This window comes from Clostridium sp. HBUAS56010 (assembly GCF_007115105.1).
In the GTDB taxonomy this organism is placed as follows: domain Bacteria; phylum Bacillota; class Clostridia; order Lachnospirales; family Lachnospiraceae; genus Lacrimispora.
The window spans coordinates 24788-50827 of sequence record NZ_SULJ01000004.1; the positions used below are offsets into that span (position 1 = coordinate 24788).

Below are 26040 nucleotides of genomic sequence, written 5' to 3' on the forward strand. Positions count from 1 at the left end.
GCAGAGCCTGCCGGGCATTGTTTTTCTCAATTCCTCATTTTCACCCTTATCTGGAAAAAGGGCGCGTCCGGATTTCTCCGGACACACCCTGTGTTACTGCTTATGCGGCCGGATAGCCACCTTCCACCGTAATCAAGCTTAACTTATCTTTTTTCTGCTTAATCGTTAATGTGAACGTTCCTGTTCCTTCCACATCTCCGAATTCTTCTTTATAGTCAATAACAAAAGCATTAGGGAAATAATACTTTCTTTCCATAATTCCAGCTGCAACATGCTCGATCGTTACCTTGCGGTAGCAATCTGCCTTTTCTGCCGGAACAGCTGACCATAAAGCAAGCTTTCTGGTACTGTCAAAGGGATCACCATCAACTGCTGTTAATATTCTTCCGGTGATGACAAGTGTACTTCCCACATCCTTTGTTCTGGCATTGGAATCAAGCGGAATATCTGTGGTGAATTTCACGCTGCGTACACATTCTTTTGCAATTTCAAAACTTTCAGTTCCTTCTACTGTTACTCTGTAAGACATATCTTATATCCTCCTTTCATTCCTCCATTATTCGCCGCCGAAGCCGCCTTCAATCTTAGTTACAGCGTTCTCATCCTTCTTCTGCTTCATGTGAATATAAAAGGTTCCTACACCGCTCTCATCATCCACTTCCTCGCTGTATTCCATAACAAATGCATTTGGAAGAGTGAAATGGCGTACCACCTGGCTGGCGGATACGACTGTGATCTCTGCGTTCCTATAACAGTCCGCCTTCTCTGACGGTACCTGGGACCACTGAGACAGCCCAAGAGTTGGATCATTTCCTTCTCCTCCTAACTTATAGAGCATCTTTCCCCATACCTTTACTGTAAGGCCAAAATCGGTTGCTCTTGCGTTAGAGTCTGCTGAGGAAATGGAGTCAAAATCCACTTTTGAAATGCTCCGCTCGTCAAAAACGATATCCTCTGGTCCTCCGGTGATTTTCATACGAAATCCCATGCTTACTTCCTCCTTTTCTTTTGAAAACATTTATGCTTCAAAGGCAATTATGCCTTATTGGCCGATAATCGGTTAATCTCAACTTCTAAATTCTTTATATTGCCATTAAAGGTGATATCCAGGGTACAGAAGCCGGTTTCTTCATTGATATTACAGCTGATATCATCTCCTGAGCCAAGAATTCCATTTAAAAATTCCCTTTTGGAAAGCCACTGGCTCTTTTGGCTATTGGGATTATTGGAAAAGAACTGGACAATGGAATCCTCTTTAAAATCTCCCGTTCCATGACGCAACACCCTCTCAATATAGGTAGTCACCTGTGTTTTATAAATCGGCTCAAACATGGAACCATCAGACATTAAGTTCCTTGCCTTGTAGATCATGATCTTTGTTATATTATTTCCTTTATAAGAAGCATTCTCCGAACTGAATATAAAACCAAAATTCTTCCGGTTAATGTCATTTTTAATAGAATTGGTAAATCCGGTGATTTCCTTTGCCATAGTGGTGCAGGCAATCAGTCCATGATCATCGGCTTCAATGTCAAACCTCACTCCTGGCAGTTCCATATCCAGTCTGACTCCAGGACCAAATTTTGACTTTAAGTATTCTGAACACTGATAAGCAGCCACGATTCCGGCAGCCACATAGGCAGCGCCCACATAGACACCATCGATCCACAGCTTCATAATATCTTCTTTTTCTTTTGAAAGCTCTGCTACCTGATTTTCTCCCACTATCATCCGGCTGTCCAGAATGACCCCGGACTTGTCCTTTGGAATAATTGTATAGTTAGGCAGGCAGGGAATAGCAAATTCACTGAATTCTTTTCCCATCAGTGCTGCACAGCGGTCCTCATATCTGGTGATTCCTTCTGTAGCCAAAGCATTGAAAGTTGTACTGTCATCCGCTTCGTAAGAAAAGAAACATTGTACTTTATAATCTTTAAAGACATCCAGAAGCCGGATTAAGGATTCCACGCTGTTGGTATCGTTCTTTTCCGTCTTGGCATTTCCCTTAAACCGTTCTCTTGTCAGCTTCATTTTACTATTCTGATCCAGAGATACATTCGGTACAACAGCGTACCATACGGTGTTCGTAAAATCATTTTTCCCATTAACTGTAGTCAGGTATGTAATCAGCCGTGGAATGTTACTGCTCTTTGCCAGCATCTCATTGGATACATTCGTTACCAGCATAGATGGACGCATTCCTTTTAATTTCTTTGGATATTGTTCAAAATAGCACCAGATACCCAGCAGGCTTTCAATCAGAGGCTTTACAGTTTTAATAAAAGCATCCTTGGATTCCTTATAAAATTCAAGATACGAATTATAATTGGAAACTTCTGACGCGATGTCAATGCTGCTCTCCATCGTAGACGACAGCGGGCAGAAGGTTCTTGCTACCAAGGCTCCCACATAATCATTATTTTCTTCATTTAAAGCTTCATAGTCGTCCTTCAACGCTTCGATCAGCCCGGTGTTCACATTATCATCAATGGTTGTCAACGCTGTTGTCTCAACTTTAGGTGCCTCTAAGACCCTCAGTTCCCCCTGCTCTCCCATGCTTAAAACACCTAACGCCAGCGGGGTATTGTCCTTTTTATCCCCTCCGTCTCCCAGGAGAAGTCTGGTCTTAATATCCTCAATTGCCAGAGGGAGCAAAGCCATAACATTGTTATAATTAGCACTCGCCTCTTCAAACATGACATTCAGCTTATCCCCTAAATCTTTCTTTTTGGGATCTTCTTCATCCAGTTTGGCGTATTCTCCATATGTATACTGCAGTTCCTTTCGGTTCTGTTTAATGGCATCCATGACTTTTTTCGGAGAAATCATATCCGTAAGTTTTTCGAACTTGAAATCCACATTGATGGTTCCCTCGGAGCGCTTGGTTTCCACCATGGACATCAGCATTCCCATGAATTCATTCTGCCTGTTCAACGGAATCTCCGTCAGCATTTCTTCCGGTACCTGCTCCGGCTTATCAAGCTGATAGGCCACCTTCTGGTTATTGGCATTGTAATAGCAATATACCGTTGGAGCAAACTTCTCTAAAAGTTCATCAAAGCTGCGAACCATTAAGTGATCATTGATTTCCTTAATCTTGTCATCAGACAAGCTTTCTACTCCTCTGACATCCCCTACTAAAGTTAATAAATCCAGTTTTTCCGGATTAATGACCTCCATGAGCATTGTCCGGTTTGTCTGCTTTATTACGTTTCCCATATTGCTAATTCCTCCTTTGTTATCTATCTGAAAGGATGTTGCTATGATTTCCTCTCACTTGGCTTTAAATTTTTATAATGAATCTCCATCTCTGTAGATTCATCTTCAAAAGTAATGGTGATCTTTTCGTTATAAAATACCGGGTATCCCATACCCTTTTTCAAAATTTCCATTCCTCTCAGTACGGTACATCGCTCTGATTGGTCCATAATGATTACGGAATTGTCAGGTCCAGGATAAATGATGATATCCTCTTCTCCAATCCTTCCAAGTTTAATCTTGCAGGAAGTAAGAATCTGACCAAGGGTCATCCGCCCACTGTTTCTGCCAAAAAGCGTATACGTCTGGGGAGGTACATCCCGGCCATCTGCAGTTCTCACCACATACATATTGAATTTACCGGAATAGGTACAGGTTTTGGTCTTCATCTTGACCGGTTCTTTTGAAGGCGGTGACTGCGCCACATAGATGACTGCAGCGTTCTTTTTCTTTATCCACCAAAACACAATAAGAATCAATACCAACCCAAGCACTCCCATAATCGCCCACAGCGGACGATAATCCGGTTCCGGCTCCGGTACTGGGTCTGGCGGTGGAAGGAGCTTTACATTCACCGGCTCTATAGTCCCATAGCGCTCTGCAAAACTGCTGGAATCAATTTCAACAGAAAGTTCTTTGAGCCCATCTATGGGAAGAGAAAAGGGAATACTTCCTCCGCTTATTTTTTCTGTTTTTAAAACATCATTGACACGGAAAGATACCTCCTGCCCCTCATAATAAGGAGTGTTCCACAGGTTTTCATTCTTGCCTCCGGAATCTTCTAACCAAATTTTCAGATCTACATAGTGATTATAAACCGGGGGAATATTTGCCTTTCTGTCCTTATCTCCTTCTGTTACAGCAGAAGCCTGTTCTTCCAGACGATAAGTGGTATCAACTACCGGTTGAGCTGCATACTCCACTGTCATATATGCTTCCACCCCCGCCAGATCCGGTGTCTGAAACCGGACATCTACGGTGTCTGCAGCTGGTCTGGTCATATCGACTACCGCAAAATTCTGCCCGCTTGTAATATGACCTTCCTCCGCAGAATAATCTGCTGCCACGTTCTGAAGCCCTTGACTTGAGGTCAGCATAATCTTTACATGTTCTGCTCCTGGAGAAGGCAGTTCCACATGAAGACTTCCTCCATTTCCATCTGTTACTCCCACTGATCTTTTAGGGATTTTCATCCGGTCATATAAAATACGGTTCATAATCTGTACAAGGGTACCTGATTGCCCCTGCCAGTAAATGGCTCCATCTGTCATCTCGGCACCATCAAAAATATGCATATGCGGATCATTTAATTCACTGCCTACAGCAACAATATATATTTTAATTCCAGCGTCTTTTGCTCTTTTTATTGCATCTGAATACAAAATTCGTGAAGACTCTTTTGCCTGTTGCCCGGGCATATCAATCTCCCCATCTGTTACCATGATAATACTCCGCCCCACATCTTGTTCATTTGAAAAAAGTCCAACTGCCTGATTAAGTCCCTCTCCAGCATTGGTGTAACCCTTGTATTCGATTGTAGAGAGTTGAGCTTCCATCTGTCCCATCTCAGAATTAATTGGAACAACTGACTGAACTCTTGTGTTATAAGACACCAGCCCAGCTTTATAATTTGTTGGCAGACTATAAATTATCTGTCTAATCCCATCAAGCGCAAGCCGATCTTTATCGTACGTATTCATAGAACCGCTAGTGTCAAGGAGAAATACCACCTCACCCTTTTTTACATTGAAGTTTTCTTTTGCTTGTTCTCCCATTGCAACCTGTGTTGCAGACAACAACACAATAAATATTCCAATGAAAAGAAAAGCTTTTTTTAACCTTCTCATACTATTCCTCCTGATATATCCTGATTCACCTTTGTTTCTATTTTCCACAGAATTACTATACAACAAAATTTGACAAAAAAACCATTCATGTAAGAAATAACGGGTTACATGTAAGTTTTGGTAATAAAAAGCTCTTTTTTGTACTATACTTCTTTTATTAAAACCAAAATAACAAAAAAGGAAGCACCATATATTTCATGACACTTCCACTTACTTTACTCAGTCTTTGGTTCATACAAAATAGCCTTTAATACAAACATTCCCTCTTTTTCTTCCGTCAACAAACTTCCATTATATTTTGCAGCGACTTTTTTCATGGAACGAATTCCAAGTCCATGAATGCCCTGTTTTTTCCTGGTTTTCAGACTTCCATCCGTTTCTTTCTCTAAATTTCCATCATACCGGTTCTTCACATAAAAGAGCAGGCAGCCCCGCTCGTACTTCATTTCAACCCACATCTCCCGTTTTTCTTCTTCCACACATTCCAGCGCTTCCACCGCATTGTCAAAGGCGTTCCCCTGGAGAACACAAAGATCGGTATCTTTTATGTTCATCTCTTTGGGCAGACTGATTCTGGTATCCAGGCGGATATTTCTTTTATGAGACTCCCGGTACAGATGGTTCACCAGGGAATCTACCACCAGATTGCCTGTCCATTCCTCTAAATACTCTTTTTTTACCGTGTCCCCAATCAACTGGTCCAGAACCGCTAACAGCCTGTCCCTTTCATTTTGTTTTACCAGTTCCCGGATATAAATTAATTTTTGCTTCAAATCATGACGCTTAGTACGAAGCTCCATGGTTTCTTGTTCTTCCAACTGCTTTTGCTGTCTGAATAAATTCATCTGTTTGATATACATGTCCTGATTTTTCTTGATTCTCGCCTCTTCCACCCGAATTAAATAGGCAGGATAAACCAGTAAATGAAGCAGAATCATTCCTACGGTTCCAAAAAACAGCCAGTAGAGATGTTCCCTGCAAGGAGAAACACCCTGCTCTGCAGATATAAAAAAAGTAAAATAAACGGTCATGGCAGCCATAAAGGGAAGGATTATAAATATCCCCTTTTCCATGGATTCTTTCGCAGCACCCTTAACCTTTATATACTGTGCAATTAACAAAACTACGAAAAGGAGACATAACCTGGATGCCCACAGAGAAATACGAAGCAGGAAGTCCCGTTCTCCTGCCAACATGGTGATTCCAAGCATGAAAAGCAGGTCTAAAAGCTGCCATATTGATACAAACAGGGCAGGAAAGGTAAGCCTCTTCCAAAGAGCAGAAGTATATCCAATCGCACCAATGAGCCCCATCGCCACCAAAGTGCAGAGCATATAAAAACCGGGAAATCTCCATGATATATTCCGTGCCGCATAAATTTGCCATAAAAAGAAAAGCAGCCAGCCTGCTGCCCCTCTTTCCATCTCTTTTTCCGTTAAAAATATATTTAAATAATATTTGGCAATCACCGTTCCAAGCATGGCAAAACAGAGATTCCCCGCTGTTAATAGTGCTTCATTCATACATGGCACCATTCCATTGCTTCATATAGATTCACTTCCACCTCTTTCTTCCGGCTTCGGCTGACCGGGAGGCAGATTCCATCCATTAATTCCACAATCTCTGCTGAGAATCTGGCAATATAACAAAAACTGACCAGATAGGATTTATGTATCCGTACAAATCTCATCTGCTGACCCTTTAATTCCTCTTCAATGGTCTCCAGATTCTTATAAAGTCTGTAGCGGCCGCAATTGCAGACAATCTCCGTCATCCGTCCCTTGCTTTCAAAATATACAACTTCTTTTAACAAAACCTTATAATCGGCTCTGTCATAGCGAAACCGGTAATACTGGTCTTCTCTCCCGATCATCTTTAAAATGTAATTAAAAATGTCGGTAAATTCTTCTTTGTTGACCGGCTTCACAAGAAAACCAATCGGAGTTGCTAAAAATGTTTCTTTCATGTAACTTTCGTGAGATGTCACAAAAACCATCTGTGCGGTTCTGTCCACTTCACGAATCTTCTTTGCGGCTGACAGTCCGCTTAACTGTTTCATTTCGATATCCATAAAAATAATATCAAAACGCTTTCCTCTCATCACTGCTCTTACAATCTCTTCCCCATCTGCATAGGTATGAATCTCTAAGTTTACCCCGTTTTCGTACCCTAAATCCAGCAGATCTTTTTCCATTTCCAACAGCAGTAGATGGTCATCATCGCACACACCAATTTCCAACATGGCCTTCCCTCCTACTATTATGTAATGCTTCAAAAACGCCTTTTAAATTTCCTCCGCTTACAACCTTTGTCCAATGGATTATAACTTTTTATAGCTTTGTAACCTTTCTATTAACCTTTTCAGCATATAATGAAATTCCAGTTTTTTCAACCCAAGTGCTAAAATTCGACACTTTAAGTGCCAAAATTTGCACATTCATTTTCTTTTGTGGTTCATAATGATAAGTCTTTTCAATAACCCAAGCCTATATTTCTACACGGAAAAGGCTCTGATTTATTAGACACTGGTGCTGACAGGCTGCCACTTTTGTGACACCTTCTTTATAAAATCTTCCTCATTGCATTACACTTTTATGATATAATCAACTTACAAGCTGGATTTTAACGAACGAACAAGGGGGAATTTTATTGATGCAAAAACAGATTCAACATTATAATGATTTTATTGAAACACTGTTAAATGCCGGATTTTCTATGGGTGGAGGAAACACAGAAGACATCTATTCTGTGGTTGACTGGGGCTGGAAACAACAGCCGCCCTATGAAACACCGGTTCGCTGGCATAACGGAGATCCGGATACAGACCCATGGGAATGGAGAATCCGGGTTTTGGAAGAACGGGATGACATCGCCTATGCCAAAGTATTTTTCAAAAAAAGCGGATATATTACCAGACAATGGGCTCCTTATTTTCTTGCAGTCCGCAGAGGGAACCAGACTTTAGAGGAGGAATACCAGGCGGGGAAAATCAGCAGTTATGCAAAACGTATTTACACCATCTTTTCTGATCACGAATGTGTGCCGTTACATTCCATCAAGGAACTTGCCGGATTTGGCAAAGAAGAAAAGTCACAATTTGAACGGGGATTGACAGAATTGCAGATGAAGATGTATTTAACTATGTGCGGAAGGCAGCAGAAGCGATCTCAATCAGGAGAAGAATACGGCTGGTCCTCTACGGTCTTTTGTACCACAGAGCATTTCTGGGGAGAAGATGTTTTTAAAGAGTCCGAAAAGATCAGCGCAGAAGATGCAGTCTCTAAAATCAGGGAGCAGATTCTTACCCTCAATCCAGGCGCAGAACTAAAAAAAATATTAAAGTTTATTAAAGGATAAGAATCTGATCCTATCCCCATCAAAGAGAATCAATCCGGATCACACCTCCGCAAAGACAGGACAAGACACTGGTGTTATAAAGCACTGCTTCCCCATTGATCTTATGTTCTTTGTCTTTCATCAGCCAGGGAATCAAAACAACGGGAACACATGGCTGTGGAGGTGTCATCCGGCTGCAGGTTCCAAAACAGGTAAAATTAATTCCTGGTTTATAATCCATAACCGTTGCCAGCTTCTTCCCCTCTGCCTCCCTGCCATGATTGGCAGACACCTTCAGACAGCACCCACAACTGCCCATGGAACACTTTAATGTAACTCCCTCCGTTACTTCAAACTTATCACTCATCGAATGTACCTCTCTTACCTTTGTTTCTATTATTCTTCAAATCCTGCAGTGATGAATCCTGCAATGATCCTGATTACAATATATACCATTTTAGGAAAAAAAGGAGCATCATGTATAAAATAACCGTTTATATGTAATAACAGGTAAGTTTTAACATAAAATATACCAATGATTGATATAGGAGACGCTTATGAATGAAAACACAAAAAAGTTCATTGCCTTTCTTTTACTCCCTCTTGTAGCAGGTGGAGTATCCGGATTTCTCTCACGAAACAGCATGAACTTATACAGTACCTTAAACTTACCCTCCATCTCTCCCCCAGGCTGGCTGTTTCCAATTGTCTGGACCATTCTATACATACTTATGGGAATCAGTTCCTATCTGATTGCTACCTCTTCCTCTCCAATGAGACAGGGCGCATTGTTGATCTATGGCATCCAGCTGTTCCTTAATTTTATCTGGAGCCCCATCTTCTTTGGACTGAGAAATTATCTGGTGGCATTTCTTGTGCTTCTGATTTTGTGGTATTTTATTGTCAGAATGATCCGTGCCTTTCTTCCCATTAACAGGACTGCTGCTCTGCTCCAGATTCCTTATCTTCTGTGGGTCACTTTTGCCGGATTTTTAAATCTTGCAATTGTTGTTTTAAATTGACAGCTCTGATATAATTAGAATCCTTTAAGAAAAAGGACTGGCGGATGTGATCCGTCAGTCCTTTTTTTAAATCAGAATATATTTTAGAACAAACAAAAATGCAAGAATATACATTAAAACACTGATCTTCTTTTCTTTTGCCTTTCCGGTTAACACATTGATTACTACATAGGAAATGGCTCCCATAGAAATGCCCTCAGAGATGCTGTACATAAAAGGCATGGCAATGATGGTGATATAAGCCGGAATTGCCTCTGTATAATCCTTAAAATCAATCTTAACAATAGAGGTAAGCATCAGGAAACCTACCACAATCAGAGCAGGTGCCGTTGCAAAAGAAGGAATTGCTAAAAAGATCGGTGATAAAAACAGGGACAATCCAAATAAAATAGCGGCAACCACTGCTGTAAGTCCGGTTCTTCCACCTTCTGCAACTCCCGCTGCACTCTCAACGAAAGCAGTGATTGTAGAAGTACCAAAGACAGCACCTACGGCTGTTGCAATGGCATCAGAGAGCAAAGACCCCTTAATCTGAGGAAGTTTCCCATCCTTATCCAGCAGGTTCGCCTTTGATGCAACACCGATAAGGGTTCCCAGGGTATCAAATAAATCAACAAATAAAAAGGCAAACATAACGACCAGGAAATCAAGGGAAAACGTTTTTGAGAAATCCATCTTCATAAAAGTAGGAGCCATGCTCTTAATTCCAAATCCAGTACTTAAGTCAGGAAATACACTGTGCATACCAAGTTCTGGATTAGGCTGATACAGCCCGGTCGCCTGGCAGACCATTCCCAAAATCCAGGTGATTAATATTCCCCAAAGCATATTGCCTTTAACATTTTTAACCACAAGGATTGCTGTGATTAAAATTCCGATAATGGATAACAGCACCGTGATTCCTACTGTATGGAATGTTCCGTCAACCACCGATCCTTTAAAGGAATAAAATGTTACAAGAGTGGAACCATCTACAACAATTTTTGCATTCTGTAAACCTATAAATGCAATAAACAAACCAATTCCAACGGAAACCGCATGTTTTAGGTTCATGGGAATCGCATTAAAGATGCCCTCCCGCACGCTGGTCAGAGAAAGAATAATAAAGAGAACTCCCTCAATAAATACGGCTGCTAATGCCATCTGCCAGGTATAACCCATATTTAATACAACCGTGTATGCAAAAAACGCATTCAGTCCCATACCTGGAGCCAGAACAATGGGATAATTGGCAAGCCATGCCATTAAAAGCGTTCCAATTAAAGATGCAAGTGCGGTTGCAGTAAATACAGACCCGCTGTCCATGCCTGTCGCGCCTAATACGCTGGGGTTTACCGCCAGAATATAAGCAGTCGTCATAAATGTAGTAACTCCGGCTACGATCTCCGTCTTAACATCTGTCCGGTTCTTTGATAAGTGAAATGTTCGATCTAAGAAACTTCCACCTTCTTTTATTGCCATACTGATACCTCCTGACAGCCGGACTTTCCCTTTAAAAAATCCGGCTTCCTTCTGTAAATTTTCCTTTGATATTCCTGTCATCCGACAGGTAAATAAAACGCTCCAGCCGCTCCTCTAAGGAAAGAGGCTGGGGATGAGGCAAACTGCTGTCATCAAGAATCAGAGCATCAAATTCATACCCCTTTAAAAAACTTCCAACATTTCCAAAGAAAGCCCCGCCACCTAAAGTACCCATATAAAATGCTTCTTTAACCGTAACCGGTTTCAGGCTTTCATCCAAAAGGCACCATCTTAATTTTGATACGGCTATGGCATCTGTCATTGCCCGGAATATGGACTCTCCGCTTCCTCCTGCAACATCAGTTCCAAGTCCGATCTTCATCTTCCGGTCCAAATAGGTTCTGACAGGAGCGATACCGGAGGATAAATTGGTATTGGACTGAGGACAGTGAGCAATAAAGACGCCCTGTTCTTTCATCATATGAATCTCTTCTTCTGTTGAGTAGACGCAGTGCGCCATAACCGTCCTGGCAGACTTCCCAAAAAGTCCAAACTGATTATAGGCGTCCCCATAAAAGCGGGAATCTGGACAAAGTTCTTTCACCCATGCGATCTCACTTTTATTCTCCGAGAGATGGGACTGGACCGGGAGCTGGTATTCTTTCTGAATGCCGGAAAGCCTCTCCATCAATTCATCCGTACAAGTGGGAATAAACCTGGGAGTCAGAATGGGAACAACATTCCTGTACTTTGCTTTTATCCCTTCCAGCCATAATCTGGTCTCTTGTTCAGACTCTTCTGCACTTTTTTCGCAATAGTAATTAGGAGAATTCCGGTCCATATTCACTTTTCCAACCATGGTCTTTAAGCCAGTCTCTTCCATATAATCCATCAGAACTTTTGTTGCCGGTCTGTGAATGGTGGCAAAAACACATGCCCTCGTAGTTCCGCTTCTCTTCATGGTTTCAGCAAATATCCCATATGCTTTTTTGCATAAGAAATCTCATGATATTTTGCCTCCTCTGGAAATGTATTGGTATTCAGCCAATCCAAAAGTTCCAGATCCATATTAAGTCCACGGAATGCGAACTGTGGCGCATGAATATGAAGATCAACCAGACCTGGAATAATCAGATTATCCCCGCAGTCTATAAGAGGAAAGCCCAAAAACTGCTCCGGCAGTTTCTGAAATACCCCCTCTGATTTTCCTTCTCTGCATACCACATATCCCTGTTCCACAGTCCTCAGCCGATTCGCATCTTCGCTGTAGCATATATTTCCTTTTAAGACAAAATCCCGATCACCAGTCATAGAACCTCCTGTCATATACTATAAAATAAAATGCGGCAGTTCCCATTGCAGCTTCTCTTTTCTTCTGTGCAATAAAAAACCACCGTTTCTTCTATCCTCTTTTGCGCACACACTGCAAAACACAGCCCTGGGGGCTGCGTTATGGTACATGCGAAAACTTATAGACAACTATTCCGGTAGCTGGTAGAAACACTCAACCAATTATGAGCATATATAAGTTTCTTTGATCCTGATTCTTTTTCATTGTAAACCTCTGACAGGTCGACTATACCATATTGGAAAACATTTTGTCAATGGGCATGGCATGTCTGGACACTTCAGGACTTTACCACAATCTCTTTTTGAAGAGTTAAAGAATATATAATTCCCTGTTTTACCCTTTTTCCCGTCATCTGCTCCAGCGCACGGGCATAATAATCCATCTGCACCTGATAGCGGTCGACTAATACCTGTTCTTCCCCTTTTTTTATATGATCAGTCTTATAATCCACCAGAACAAGACCATCCTCCTCTTCCATATAAGCATCAATAATTCCCTGTATTAAAATCAGTTCCTCTGACTCTAAAAGATCCATCTCCCTTGCAGGAATTCCAATTACGAACTGCTGCTCTTTCTTTAATCTTCCTTCCTTCTGCGCACTGGAAAGGCGCCGTCCAAGAGGTGACTTTAAAAAATTCATCAGCAGTTTCCTGGATATAGAAGACAGACTTTCTTCTTTCATCTTTTTTTCCTCACAGAACAGGTTAAGTGCCTTCTCCAGCTCCGTCTCTGTCTCAACAGCAGCAAAGTCAAGAAGCTCCAGAACACGGTGATACGCAGTTCCCAAAGCAGCTCCACCCGATTTTCTGCTTGTTTCTTCTTCTCTTAAAAACTCAGGAATCGTAGGAAGAAAGTCACTTTCCAAGTCATCCACAAACTGCCCCTGTTTTTTCAGTTCCGATACTGAAAGCTTTGTATGAAGTCCGATATCCGACTGATAGGGATACTGATATTCAAACGCTTCTTTCAGTTTCTTTTCATAACTTTCATCATAGACCTGTTCCGTATCCAGTGACAGAAGATAGTCTTTGGTCAGTTTCTTTGCAGCCTGACGCTCCACTTCCTTGCCAATGAGTTGGGAGAGCGAAAGCATACGGACTACCACACTGCCTGTATCCTGACCATTCTCCGATAAAATTCCTGTTTGGGAATACTTACCGGAAAGACTCATTAAAAGCCAGTCCAGATAGGAATCTGCTGTGGACAGGATGGTAAAAGGAATTTGTCCCCCGGTTCTGAAAACTTCGGAAAAACGGTCCATTTTTTTATCCAGATAGCGGTCCAATCCAGTCATAATCAGTTTTTCTTTTGCTCTCGTCATGGCAACATAAAGAACACGCAGTTCTTCTCCCATGGCAGACAGCTCCATCTTACGTTTGAGCACATGTTTTTTTAAGGTCGGAGCCTTTAAACGTCTTTCCAGATCAAGATGATCCGTACCAATTCCCAGATCCGGATCAATGAGAATCTTTCCGTAAGCGTCCTGTTTATTAAATTTTTTCCCCATTCCAGCCAGGAATACAACAGGAAATTCCAGCCCTTTGCTTTTATGGATACTCATAATTCTCACGGTGTCCTCTTCTCCCGCAAGGGAAGCTTCTCCAAAATCCGTATCATACTTTTTCAGATTTTCAATATAGCGGATGAAATGAAACAACCCCGTATAACTGGTCTTCTCATAAGCCGATGCTTTCTCAACCAGCATGGCAAGATTTGCCCTTCGCACTTCTCCTGCCGGCATCGCCGAGATATAATTATAATATCCGGTTCCCTCATACAGATCGTAAAGGAGCTCATGAATAGACAGATATGCTGCTTTCTCCCTATAAGACTGAAGCATCACAAAAAAATCACGTAACTTCCCAGGAAGTTCCTGATAATCCGGGTCCTCCTGATCTTCATGCTCCCGTAAATACTGCATCCATGCTCCATATAGCCCTTTATCCTGCCCTTTTTTACTTTTTTTCTTAAAAAGAGCGGTTATATGAGCCATTTCTTCATCGGTAATTCCGGCAAGAGGGGATTTTAACACGGCTGCAAGAGGAATATCCTGCATGGGATTATCAATGATATTTAACATGGAAAGAACCACCTCTACCTCCACAGCCGTAAAATATCCGGTCTTTGTCTCAGCATAAGCAGGAATTCCCTCATTCATAAGGACATTTACAAAATCCTCAGCCCAGCCGCTCAAGCTTCTGAGCAGAATCACCACATCCCCATACCCGGCAATGCGGTAACCACCTGTTCCGTTTAAAGCTTTATCCCAGATAAGCAGTCCTGTCTCCGGCTGGATCAATTCTCTGATTTTTGCAGCGATTGCCTTTGCTTCCAGTTCCCGGCTTGTAAAATCACCGGCATCGTCATCCATCTCTTTTAAAGCATTTCCCTCTGCATGAATCATAAGAAGCTCTGACTTCTCCCCCGCCCGCCCTTCACAAGGTGCATAGTCTGCCCCAGGATGGAGCGCTGTGTCTTTTGTATAGGAAATATTGCCCAGGTTCTTCGTCATAACCTGATAAAATACTTCATTGATGCTTTTTAATACTTCTTCCCGGCTTCGGAAATTCTGGTGGAGTTCAATCTTTTGATAATCTCCCTCTTCTTTCTTATAAGACTCGTATTTGTCAAGGAACAACTGAGGTCTTGCCAGACGGAACTGATAGATGCTCTGTTTCACATCTCCAACCATGAATACATTCGGGGTTCCAAACCGCTCTCTGGAAATACTGTTGATCAAAGCTTCCTGAACGTCATTGCTGTCCTGATACTCATCCACCAGAATCTCTACAAACTGAGCACTCAGTTCATCAGCCGCATCCGATGGGATCCACTGACCATCTTCTCTGGTCAAAAGAATTCCAAGAGCATAATGCTCCAGATCATTAAAATCCACCAGGTTCTTTTCCTTCTTTTTCTCCTGGTATCGTTGGGCAAATTCTCCTGCCAGATCAAGAAGCATACTTACCGCTTCTTTCGTTCCTTCTAAATCCGCCAAGACCTCTTTTGGCGATTCAAAGCAGTAAAGCTCAGTCAGTTTTGTGATTGCCTTTTTCACCCGGTCTCTGATACCTGTTACAAAAGCTTTCTTCTCCGGATCAATGTCTTTACTGCGGATGGAGGCAAGACGGTCAAATGAGACTGCTTTTAATCTTTCATTGAGTTTTTCATAATCAGGTGCTGAAAAAAGCCCGTTTAGAAGGCGCAGATCGCTGGTGAGCATGGGCAAGTAAGCCAACGGTCCATTCTCCTCTTCACACATTCCTGCAGCTTCTTCAATCTGAATTATAAATTCCGAAATCTGGAGTCTGGCATCATTCATGAGAAACTTCATCCACTCCGTATCCATTAAATGCCCCATATCACTGGTTAAAAGTTCATCCCGGCACCGGGTCAGCCAGTCCGCTGGCCATGGATTGCTTTGGGAAAAGGTATAGACCTGCATAATATAATCTTCAATTCCATGATCAGTCTTTCCGGTGGCATAAGTTTCTACAAATTGTTCAAATCTGTTTTCCCCTTTTTCATAGAAATCCTCCAGCATCTCCTTCATCACATCTGCTTTTAAGAGAATCAATTCCCCCTGGTCTGCTACCCGGAAAGCCGGATCAATATCCAGCTTGTCATAATGCTCCCGGATCAGTCCCAGGCAAAAGCTGTCAATGGTGGTGATCTGTGCATAAGGAATCATAGCCGCCTGCATCTGAAGGTGGGGATTTTCCGGATCTTCAAGAAGTTTCTCATCTACCGCTTTCAGCACACGTTCCCGCATCTCATCAGCCGCTGCTTTTGTAAAAGTCATCACAAGAAGCTGGTCGATTCTCGCCGGTTCTTCTCCTTCTGTAATCATTCGGATAATCCGCTCCACCAAAACGGCTGTTTTTCCGCTTCCTGCCGCTGCAGAAACAAGCAGATTCCGGTTTCTGCTTTCAATGACCGCCTTTTGTTCATCCGTCCACTGAATCGCCATGGTCTTTTGCCTCCTCTTCTCCCTCGATTTCCGTCCATACCTCATCTGATTTTAAGGATCTGAATTTACGGAACCCATATCCTGTTGTCTTTAAATCAAACCCACAGACCGCATGATAAGGGCAGTAATCGCAGGCACTTCTGCTGCCTTGTTTATAAGGAGTGACATCAATCACACCGTCTAAAATCTCTCTTCCTTCTGCCTTTAGCTTGTCCTTTACAAAATTTCTTAAGGCTGCAAACCGGTTTCCTCCTGCCACAGAAGAACGGTTCTCCTGAATGATTCCGTTTTTCATGGACACCGGAATCACATCCGATTCTTTTTCGATCTCATGGTCCAGATGGGATATCGCGTTGAAATCCGTATTTACAAGCCCATTCATGCGGAGCTGCCTTAACATTCTCTGCTCAATCTCTTCCTGGGACATAGCCCCTTCCTTATCCACAATGGGATCACCGATATTATAATAAAAGATTCCTGCTGGAACCACAGGCTTATCCGGATTCTTTCTCTCCTCCATTTCAAGGGCTGCATCCATATAAACGACTAGCTGGAGCTGCAGTCCATAATAAAGAGACGTTAAATCAAAAGCAGTGGAACCTGATTTATAATCAATAATCTTAACATAGACCGCTTCCTCATCCTCACACAAATCCAGTCTGTCAATCCTTCCCCGCAGATGAATTGCCTCTTCTTTGGAAAGGGGAATCCGCATTGCCTTTAAATGATCCGATGCAGAAAACGAAACCTCAAACCCTACAGGAGTAAAATCTCCTTTTTTCAACTGTTCCGTCAATGCCCACATAGTCCGGTCTGTAATCCGCTCTACTTTTCCCGCCAGATAAGCATTTCTGGCAGAGCTTTTTAAAATGGTATTGCCGTACTCTTCTGTCACCTGGGATACACAGCCATGAACCAGCGCTTTCCGCTCTTCTTCCGTCAAACTCTTTAAGTCCCTGCCTTCTTCTTTGACCTGCTGAAAACATAAGTCAATGGAATCATGAAACAGATTGCCTATATCCATAGCGGCTAGCTGGTATTCCTGTCGTTCCACCAGTTCCAGACCATAACTTAAAAAATGGGCATAGGCACAGGATGCATACTGCTCCATCCGGGTCACACTTCCACTAATGACAGATCCGTATAAAGCTTTTGCAGCCAGTTTACCAATTCCCTTTTTTTCATAGGCATAAAAGGCTGCCTCCAGAAGCTTCTTTCCCTCTGCTTGATACAGATCCGAAGTGAGAAAAGCCTTAAACAATTCTAAGAACTTCTCATCGCCTCCTGTAATCCGGTAATCCCGAAGCCCTTCCGAAAGGAAATCTCTGGCTTCCCGCATGGACAGAGGAACCCGGTCTTTTGATGGAAAAGTCTCTTTCAGTCCCGGGAAAAGTTTCTTTAATTCTCCGATTAATGTAGATGGACGCATACTCTTGCCTGCGCCATCCATTGCAGAATAGGAGAGAATTAATTCCTGTTCTGGTTTCGTCAGTGCCAGATACAGATAAAATCGCTGACGAAGTCCTTCTTCCTTTGCTGTAGGTGCCAGTTCAATTGCCTGGGTTCCTAAAAATTCCCGTTCCCGATCTGTAAATAAGCTGCTTTTTTCTTTCTTCACCGGCACAATTCCGTCATTAACGCCGACAAAAAACAGAATCTTTACATGGTCAAGTCTTGTTCTGGTAATATCACCCACTACCACACGGTCAATAGAAGCAGGAATCAATCCAACCTTAATTTCCGTAAAACCGGCATCTAATATCTCCGCATATTCTCTTCGGCTTACATGTTCCTCTCCCAAAAGCCCGGCAAGCCGGTCAAACAAATCCATAACCAGACCATAAACCTGACTGTATTCTTTTGAAAGACTGAGTTCTCCCCTGCTTTTAAATTCCTTTTCAAACAAAAGCATCCGCTCTTCAATCTTCAGTTCCATAAGAAGGACGGTCACCGCCGCAGTCATGGTCTTTACTGTGGAATTTTCGTCACGAAATGCTTCTCTCAGGCGTTTTAAAGGCGCAAGGATCTGATCTTTAAATTCATTCATCTCCTCCAGGTTAAGCTCTTTTGCTCCCCGGTACCAGCCTTCCCATGTGCTGCTCCATCGCTTAAATCCACGGATGCCCATAGCAATCACGTAATTTTCCAGACGATCTGTTTTTTCCTTTTCCTCTTCTGTAGTCACCAGCCCGGTTCTTAAATACCGAAATACCGATTCATAAGAGAAATCCTTCTGTATCATCTCAAGTGCAGCCCGGATCAGCTCCACCATAGGGTTTTTTAATATACTTTTTTTATCATCCAGAAAATACGGAATCTGATTCAGTTGAAACTGATGGGTGATTTCATTTCCATAAGTGCCAAGATCTCCGGTAATCACTGCCATATCCTTATACCGCAGCCCATGAAACCGGATTGCCTCTTCCATGGAGTGGATCAGAAAGGAAATCTCCTCAGAAGGGTTTAATGCTTTGATAATCCGTATTCCCTCTGTATCACCGCAAGTCTTTTTTTTGTAACGGTACAGATTCTGTTCCAGAAAGTCAAGAGCCTTTCCCTTATGCTCTCCCAGCGACGTATAACGGACCGCAGGATGATCTGTTAACAGAATATCTTTATCTCTTGAAATTCCTGCTTCTTCTGCCAGATTGGTTACTCTGTAGATCATCTGGCGGCTCATGTAAAAGAGTTCCTGCATTCCCAAAAAACGGTTCATATTCTCCGAAGGATCAATGGTAACCGTCACAATCACCTGTTTGCAATAACGCAGTAACAGACCCAATATCCGGTACTGAACAGGGGTAAATCCGGTATAACCATCCAGTGTAATCACACTTTCTTTCATAAGCCTGGACTGGGGAAGAACCCTGCAGAACACATCAAGAATCTCTTCGGTTGTAATAAATTTATCTGCAATATAGTCCTTAAATCCCTGGTACATCACAGAAATATCTGAAAGCTTCTGCCGGAGCATAGGACTTATGCTGTCTGGCAGATTGACAGACAGCATATCCGGTGTCACCCCATACTGATAGAGTTCTGAGAGCATGGATTTTAACTGGGAAATAAATCCGTTCTTTGATAAGTGCTCCTGATACAGCACCAGGTCCTTTTTCTTACCGGAAGCCACTTTTCTCAGTACCATGGACTTTCCCATATCATCAAGAACCTGAGGGTTCTCGATAGAAAGCTCTTCAAAAACCCGGTAGGCAAGTCGGTTGAAGCTGACAATATCAATATTCATAACGCCGTGACTGGGGTGAAGGGAAACGATCTCCTTCTGGGTCTGCATCGTAAACTGTTCTGGAACAATCGCAATATAACGGGTATCCGGTTCTGTAATGGACTGGCGGATCAGCTCTTTATAAAGCCTGTAGGTCTTTCCAGAACCGGAACCGCCTAATATAAATTGAAGGGACATAGTCTCTTTGTCTCCTTTTTCCTTGCATTTTATGTAAATAAAACATCTGTTTGTTTACCATATTAACACAGATTGCCATCGACAACAATGAAATCTTAGGCATGAAATATCAATCTTTTTAATACACTATAACAAAACTGTACGGAGGGCTTTTTATATGAGCTCAAAAACAAAAATCGTCGTATTACGAATGAAAGAAATCATCTACACAGCAATCTTCGTCGGCCTTGGAATTCTCCTTATTACCTTGTTTTTAGTCATGTTCCGTCCAAAAAAGGATTCCGTTCCCACGTCAGGCGATGCCGTGCACTATGTTCCGGGTGTCTACACCTCTGCCATAACCCTGAATAATCAGGATATTAATGTTTCGGTTACTGTGGATGCCGGCAAAATCACTTCTGTGAACCTGGTTTCCTTAAACGATGCCGTGACTACCATGTATCCGCTTATGCAGCCGACTATGAGTACGTTATCGGAACAGATTGTTAAAAATCAGTCCACGAAAAACATCTCCTACCCTTCCGAATCCCGTTACACTTCCGGCGTTCTTTTAAAGGCGGTGGACCAGGCACTTCAAAAAGCACAGAAAGCCAATTAGCGGGGATTGTGTTTTTTCATTTAAGACTGTATAATGAAAAAACCAGATACATAATTACATAAATGAGGAAAACAGACATGAATCAAACTACAAAAGCACAAGATGCGCCGGGGCATAACGGGATTACAGAGGGAGTGATATGGAAACAGCTTCTTCTGTTTTTCTTTCCCATTTTATTTGGAACTTTTTTCCAACAGCTTTACAACACCATTGATGCAGTCATCGTGGGAAGATTTGTAGGAAAAGAAGCACTTGCTGCAGTGGGAGGTCCTACGGGAACTCTGATCAATTTGCTGATCGGGTTTTTCATAGGGCTTTCTTCTGGTGCAACCGTAATCATCTCACAATTTTACGGCGCTAAAGAGGAAGATCATGTAAGCCGGTCTGTCCACACCGCCATTACATTCTCCATTGTCACCGGAATTGTATTCACCTTTATAGGAATTCTCGGAGCGCCATTTGCTCTAAAGTCCATGGGAACTCCCGATGATATCCTTCCATATGCAGTTTCGTTTATTCGGGTTTATTTTATCGGTATAACAGCAAATTTAATCTATAATATGGGAGCCGGAATCTTAAGAGCTATTGGAGATTCCAAACGCCCCCTTTATTTTCTTATTGCAAGCTGCTTTACAAATGTCATCCTGGACATCCTGCTGGTAGTATACATTCCACTGGGTGTTAAAGGAGCAGCAATTGCCACCATTTTATCCCAATTGCTCAGTGCCGTTTTGGTGCTTCGGCTGCTGATCCGCACAAAAGAATGTTACCGGCTGATTCCTAAAGCTTTACGGATTGATCCGCATATGCTCAGGCGCATGATACGCATCGGTTTTCCAGCCGGGCTTCAATCTGCCATGTACTCTCTGTCAAACATTATCATTCAGGCGAGCATTAATACACTTGGCACAGATACCATCGCCGCCTGGACCGCTTATGGAAAGATTGACAGCGTATTCTTCACCATTGTCAGCGCTTTTGGCATCTCCATTACCACCTTTGTGGGGCAAAATTATGGAGCCGGAAAAAAGGACAGGGTCTACAAAGGAATCCGGGTCTGTATGGCCATGTGCTTTACCGCTTCCATTGCTTTAAGTATGCTGCTTTACACCTTTGGATCCCATATTTTTCTATTTTTCACACCGGATTCAGATGTCATTGCAATCGGAACACAAATCCTCCGATATCTGGCTCCGGTCTATATTACTTACATCTGCGTGGAGATTCTCTCCGGTTCTCTCAGAGGAACCGGCGACTGCTGGATTCCCATGCTCCTTACCTGCGTCGGCGTCTGTGTTCTCCGTGTACTATGGGTTTTAATCGCTGTTCCTGTTCATAGAAACATTAAAACAGTCATATTCAGCTATCCCATGACCTGGATCACTACGTCCATTTTCTTTCTTCTATATTTTAACTTTTTCAGCCGTCTGAAAAAACACCGTTTTCCTGCCATAGGAAAAAGATAGCCTTTTAATTCTGCTCCCTTTATTCCATGGGTGCCCAATAAAAAGTTCCATAAAACTGTTCCGTCTTAATCAGGTTTACAATCACATGTTCATCCACTTCATAAAACAGGGATACAATGTCCTCCACTTCATAAGAGGACACCACGGTATGAAGAAGGAACATCTTCTTTTTGCTGTAGCCGCCCACTGCATCTACACAGGAAATGCCATGGTGAAAGGTTTTGATATACTGGTCAACAAGCTGAGGACCTTTTGCCGTGGTAACCTGGAGAGTAACTCTTTCATATCTGTGATGAAAGGTAGAGATAATCTTTGTGGCTACAAACTGGAATAAGATGGAATACCCTGCGTATTTCCAGCCAAAGATAACACCAAAGATACATAAAAGAATCACATTGCCCACAAACACCTCAGACCAGATGGATTTCCCTGTCTTATTGGAGACATAAAGAGCAATGAAATCAGTTCCGCCTGTGGACGCATTTCCGCGAAGCGCAAGAACAATTGCGAATCCGTAAAGTACTCCTCCAAAAATAACATTGAGTATCTCATCCTGAAAAACCGGAGGAAAATGAAACAATTTTAAAAAAATACTTGCCAGAAATACCTGTAAAATGGAAAACAGAGTAAACCGCTTGCTGATACTTCTGCTGCATGCCCACGCCACCGGAATATTCAATAGAATCATTCCAAGGGATGTGGATATATTAATTCCAAACAGGGATGTTATCCGGTCAATTAATATGGCAATTCCTGTAAATCCGCCTGATAAAAGTCCTGCTGGTTCAATAAATCCCTGAATAACAAAAGTCTGAAGCAAAGCCGATATCACAACAGCAGCCGTTGTCATTACAATTCTTATCCGCTTATCTCTCCTTAGTTTCTTCCACATAATATTCCTCCTTGTCATTAACTGATATTATATGTAAATTCTAATTTCATATCAATATTTTTATTAGAGCATAAAATTCTGTGATACAAAAAAAGGATTGCCTTTCCCCCACAGAAGGCAATCCTCTGTCACGATCCACGACCGTCACATCATATAATTTTTGCTCCCCGGCATCCCCATGCCGAAATTAAGCACATAAGACACCCCTTTGTGCTTCTCACAAACATGATAATACCACAGATTTCCAAAAAAGTCAATGTTTATAGTGTATTATTCCCAAAAAAACCAGGATAACCGAAACACATTTCCACACTTTTCATATATTTTCCATCATAAAACCTTATATTACGATTGTCTCCTTTAAAACATATTTTTAGAAAAAATGCACATACTTTCTTTATTGCCCAATGCTGCTACTTTCGATTGCAAGGAGATGATGTCATGGATTTTTCAGCCAGCCTTACAGATAATATGAATTATTTAAATAACAAACTGGATGTTGAGGGGAACTTTGATCTGATTTACCGGACCTTTGATATCGGAGGACGGGAAGCCTGCCTGTATACCATTGAAGGTTTTACAAAAAGTGATACATGGCAGAAAATTATGGAGGATTTTTCTTCTTTGAAAAAAGAAGACATGCCCTTTGATGCCCATGAGTTTTCAAAAAAGCTCTTTCCATACAGCCAGGTGAGCCTGGTAAAAGATGAAGTAACTATGATTCGATCCCTGCTTTCAGGGATATCCTGCCTTTTTATTGACGGATATGATAAATGTCTCATTGTAGATTGCAGGAATTATCCTGCAAGAGGTATTACAGAACCGGAAAAAGATAAGGTTCTTCGGGGTTCCAGAGATGGCTTTGTTGAAACCCTGACTTATAACACCGCCTTAATCCGGCGCAGAATCAGGGACCCAAAACTCACCATGGAGATCATGAACACCGGAGAAAGCTCCCATACGGATATTGCCATCTGCTACTTTAAAGGACGGGTAGATGAAAAACTGCTTGCCATGATCAAGGAACGAATCTACAAGTTAAAAGTAGATGCCCTTACCATGAATCAGGAAAGTCTGGCAGAATGTATCTATCCTCACAAATGGTTTAATCCATTTCCCAAATTCAAATACTCTGAAAGACCGGATACTGCTGCCGCCTCTCTGCTGGAAGGAAATATAGTTATTCTGGTTGATAATTCCCCCTCAGCCATGATCCTGCCTTCTTCTGTTTTTGATATTATTGAAGAAGCAGACGATTATTATTTCCCTCCGGTTACGGGAACCTATCTTCGTTTATCCCGCTTTATGATCTCCATACTGACCCTGTATCTGACTCCTCTGTGGCTGTTTCTCATGCAGAATACAGATCTGATTCCTTCCTGGCTGGAGTTTATAAAAATATCGGAACAGCCCCAGGTTCCTCTCCTCTTTCAGCTTTTGATTCTGGAATTTGCCATTGATGGACTCCGGCTGGCTGCCGTTAATACTCCCAGTATGCTGACCACCCCGCTCAGTGTGATTGCCGGTATTGTACTTGGGGAATATTCCGTAAAATCCGGCTGGTTCAACAGTGAGACTATGCTGTATATGTCCTTTGTTACAATTGCAAACTATTCCCAGTCCAGTTTTGAACTTGGTTATGCCTTTAAATTCATGCGTATGATTATTCTGGTAACAACGGCTCTGTTTAACGCATGGGGATTTTTTGGAGGAATTCTCTTATCCATTTGTGCGGTTGTCTTTAATAAAACCATTGCAGGAAAAAGTTATATCTACCCACTGCTTCCATTCTCTTTCTCAGAATTAAAGAAACGGCTCTTTCGCGGACGACTTCCCCACAGGGAAAAATAAGAATAAGAGGCAGGGATTTAAAAAGATCCTCTGCCTCTTATTCTTTATTCGTCTATGCTGTAGTTCGGTGCTTCTTTTGTAATATGGATATCATGTGGATGGCTTTCCTTTAAGGAAGCTGCTGTAATCTTCACAAATCTTCCATTATCCTGGAGTGCCTTTACATTCTGGGCTCCGCAGTATCCCATACCAGAGCGTAAACCGCCCAGCATCTGGAATACGGTATCTTCTACCATTCCCTTGTAAGCAACACGGCCTTCCACGCCTTCTGGTACCAGTTTCTTGGCATCAGACTGGAAGTAACGGTCCTTGCTGCCATTCTCCATAGCTGCAATGGAACCCATTCCACGGTAAACTTTATACTTTCTTCCCTGGTAAAGCTCAAAAGTTCCAGGACTTTCATCACATCCTGCAAACATGCTTCCCATCATACATACGCTTCCGCCTGCTGCTATTGCCTTTGTCAGATCACCGGAGTACTTGATTCCGCCATCGGCAATGACCGGAATACCATATTCTTTGGCAACTGCAAAACAATCCATAACGGCTGTAATCTGAGGAACACCAATACCGGCTACCACACGGGTTGTACAGATAGAGCCGGGACCAATGCCAACCTTAACCGCATCTGCTCCTGCCTCAATAAGGGCTTTTGTTGCTTCTCCGGTAGCAATATTGCCTGCAATGACCTGAAGATCCGGATAAGCTTCCTTAATCATCTTCACGCATCGTAATACGTTATCAGAATGTCCATGTGCGGAGTCAAGAACAACCACATCAACTTTCGCTTTAACCAGTGCATCTACACGTTCCAGAACATTAGCTGTAATTCCAACACCAGCTCCGCATAAAAGTCTGCCTTGTCCATCCTTTGCAGATAAAGGATATTTGATCTGCTTTTCAATGTCCTTGATGGTGATTAATCCCTTTAAGTTAAAATCATCATCAACAATAGGAAGCTTCTCCACTCTTGCCTTTGCCAGAATCTGTTTTGCTTCCATAAGAGTAATGCCTTCTTTTGCTGTAACCAGATTCTCAGAAGTCATGCACTCCTTGATTTTTCTTCCAAAGTCTTCCTGGAATTTTAAATCACGGTTTGTCACGATACCAACCAGCTTCTTTCCCTCTGTAATTGGCACACCGGAGATTCGAAACTTGCCCATCAGCTCATCTGCATCTCTTAATGTATGTTCTGGAGAAAGAAAGAATGGGTCCGTTATGACGCCGTTTTCTGAACGCTTAACCTTATCAACCTCATCCGCCTGCTGTTCAATGGTCATATTCTTATGGATGATACCGATACCCCCCTGTCTTGCCATGGCAATTGCCATACGGTGCTCGGTTACAGTATCCATACCTGCACTCATAAGCGGAATATTCAGCTTGATGGTCTTTGTAAGGTTGGTTGATAAATCAACCTGATTGGGTATTACTTGAGAATATGCAGGAACTAACAGTACGTCATCAAAAGTAATACCTTCGCCAATAATTGTACCCATTAATATTTCCTCTCCTTCTTTAGATTTTTATTCATACCGCTAAGAAGCGGTTTGCTTGTTAGTTACAT

General features: G+C 42.3%; 19 protein-coding genes and 1 riboswitch. Of the genes, 5 read left to right on the forward strand and 14 right to left on the reverse strand.

Going from position 1 to position 26040, the window contains the following annotated elements:
- Positions 1 to 100: 100 nt before the first annotated feature.
- From FAY33_RS08265 to FAY33_RS08290, 6 genes are all read right to left on the reverse strand, one after another.
- Positions 101 to 529 (reverse strand): membrane-associated protease 1, encoded by a 429-nt coding sequence (locus tag FAY33_RS08265; protein ID WP_143320640.1) that lies wholly within the window; start codon positions 527 to 529, stop codon positions 101 to 103.
- 27 nt (positions 530 to 556) lie between these two features.
- A complete protein-coding gene (locus tag FAY33_RS08270) occupies positions 557 to 988 on the reverse strand; it encodes a hypothetical protein (RefSeq protein WP_143320642.1) in 432 nt (143 codons plus the stop codon).
- Positions 989 to 1035: 47 nt separating this feature from the next.
- Positions 1036 to 3219, reverse strand: a complete 2184-nt coding sequence (locus FAY33_RS08275) for a transcriptional regulator (RefSeq protein WP_143320644.1) — start codon at positions 3217 to 3219, stop codon at positions 1036 to 1038.
- A 41-nt stretch (positions 3220 to 3260) separates the two neighbouring features.
- Positions 3261 to 5105, reverse strand: a complete 1845-nt coding sequence (locus FAY33_RS08280; RefSeq protein WP_143320646.1) for a vWA domain-containing protein — start codon at positions 5103 to 5105, stop codon at positions 3261 to 3263.
- A gap of 215 nt (positions 5106 to 5320) precedes the next feature.
- A complete protein-coding gene (locus tag FAY33_RS08285) occupies positions 5321 to 6628 on the reverse strand; it encodes a sensor histidine kinase (protein WP_185967548.1) in 1308 nt (435 codons plus the stop codon).
- Positions 6625 to 7347 (reverse strand): LytTR family DNA-binding domain-containing protein, encoded by a 723-nt coding sequence (locus FAY33_RS08290; RefSeq protein WP_143320649.1) that lies wholly within the window; start codon positions 7345 to 7347, stop codon positions 6625 to 6627. Before FAY33_RS08290 ends, FAY33_RS08285 begins: the two co-directional genes overlap by 4 nt.
- A gap of 410 nt (positions 7348 to 7757) precedes the next feature.
- On the opposite strand from FAY33_RS08290, the gene FAY33_RS08295 reads away from it, so the two are divergent.
- Positions 7758 to 8462 carry a hypothetical protein gene (locus tag FAY33_RS08295; protein WP_207706010.1) on the forward strand — a complete coding sequence of 235 codons (705 nt, stop codon included), beginning with the start codon at positions 7758 to 7760 and terminating at the stop codon, positions 8460 to 8462.
- Between the two features lie 19 nt (positions 8463 to 8481).
- Here the strand turns inward: FAY33_RS08295 and FAY33_RS08300 are convergent, their stop codons facing one another.
- Positions 8482 to 8808, reverse strand: coding sequence for a DUF4280 domain-containing protein (locus tag FAY33_RS08300; RefSeq protein WP_143320651.1), 327 nt, complete (start codon positions 8806 to 8808; stop codon positions 8482 to 8484).
- Between the two features lie 190 nt (positions 8809 to 8998).
- On the opposite strand from FAY33_RS08300, the gene FAY33_RS08305 reads away from it, so the two are divergent.
- Positions 8999 to 9463, forward strand: a complete 465-nt coding sequence (locus FAY33_RS08305) for a TspO/MBR family protein (RefSeq protein WP_143320653.1) — start codon at positions 8999 to 9001, stop codon at positions 9461 to 9463.
- A 66-nt stretch (positions 9464 to 9529) separates the two neighbouring features.
- Here FAY33_RS08305 and FAY33_RS08310 read toward each other — a convergent pair whose 3' ends face one another.
- The 5 genes from FAY33_RS08310 to addB form a co-directional block, all read right to left on the reverse strand.
- A complete protein-coding gene (locus tag FAY33_RS08310; RefSeq protein WP_143320654.1) occupies positions 9530 to 10924 on the reverse strand; it encodes an NCS2 family permease in 1395 nt (464 codons plus the stop codon).
- A gap of 31 nt (positions 10925 to 10955) precedes the next feature.
- Entirely contained in the window at positions 10956 to 11885 is a 930-nt protein-coding gene (locus FAY33_RS08315) for an amidohydrolase family protein (protein ID WP_347562670.1), read from the reverse strand.
- Positions 11882 to 12235 (reverse strand): hypothetical protein, encoded by a 354-nt coding sequence (locus FAY33_RS20135; RefSeq protein WP_347562671.1) that lies wholly within the window; start codon positions 12233 to 12235, stop codon positions 11882 to 11884. The genes FAY33_RS08315 and FAY33_RS20135 overlap by 4 nt, the downstream gene beginning before the upstream one ends.
- 141 nt (positions 12236 to 12376) lie before the next feature.
- A riboswitch (purine riboswitch) is annotated at positions 12377 to 12472 on the reverse strand.
- A gap of 80 nt (positions 12473 to 12552) precedes the next feature.
- Positions 12553 to 16245, reverse strand: a complete 3693-nt coding sequence (gene addA / locus FAY33_RS08320; RefSeq protein ID WP_143320656.1) for a helicase-exonuclease AddAB subunit AddA — start codon at positions 16243 to 16245, stop codon at positions 12553 to 12555.
- The gene (addB, locus tag FAY33_RS08325) at positions 16223 to 19666 is read right to left on the reverse strand and encodes a helicase-exonuclease AddAB subunit AddB (RefSeq protein WP_143320658.1); all 3444 of its coding nucleotides are present in this window, start codon (positions 19664 to 19666) and stop codon (positions 16223 to 16225) included. Before addB ends, addA begins: the two co-directional genes overlap by 23 nt.
- 157 nt (positions 19667 to 19823) lie before the next feature.
- On the opposite strand from addB, the gene FAY33_RS08330 reads away from it, so the two are divergent.
- Positions 19824 to 20264 (forward strand): hypothetical protein, encoded by a 441-nt coding sequence (locus FAY33_RS08330; RefSeq protein ID WP_143320660.1) that lies wholly within the window; start codon positions 19824 to 19826, stop codon positions 20262 to 20264.
- Positions 20265 to 20341: 77 nt separating this feature from the next.
- On the forward strand, positions 20342 to 21730 hold the full coding sequence (locus FAY33_RS08335) for an MATE family efflux transporter (protein WP_143320662.1): 1389 nt from the start codon (positions 20342 to 20344) through the stop codon (positions 21728 to 21730).
- Positions 21731 to 21749: 19 nt separating this feature from the next.
- Here the strand turns inward: FAY33_RS08335 and FAY33_RS08340 are convergent, their stop codons facing one another.
- Positions 21750 to 22622 carry a YitT family protein gene (locus tag FAY33_RS08340; RefSeq protein WP_143320664.1) on the reverse strand — a complete coding sequence of 291 codons (873 nt, stop codon included), beginning with the start codon at positions 22620 to 22622 and terminating at the stop codon, positions 21750 to 21752.
- Between the two features lie 441 nt (positions 22623 to 23063).
- Here FAY33_RS08340 and FAY33_RS08345 point away from each other — a divergent pair, with 441 nt between their 5' ends.
- Positions 23064 to 24473 (forward strand): spore germination protein, encoded by a 1410-nt coding sequence (locus tag FAY33_RS08345; RefSeq protein ID WP_143320666.1) that lies wholly within the window; start codon positions 23064 to 23066, stop codon positions 24471 to 24473.
- A 44-nt stretch (positions 24474 to 24517) separates the two neighbouring features.
- Here the strand turns inward: FAY33_RS08345 and guaB are convergent, their stop codons facing one another.
- Positions 24518 to 25972, reverse strand: coding sequence for an IMP dehydrogenase (gene guaB / locus FAY33_RS08350; protein ID WP_143320668.1), 1455 nt, complete (start codon positions 25970 to 25972; stop codon positions 24518 to 24520).
- Between the last annotated feature and the right edge of the window lie 68 nt (positions 25973 to 26040).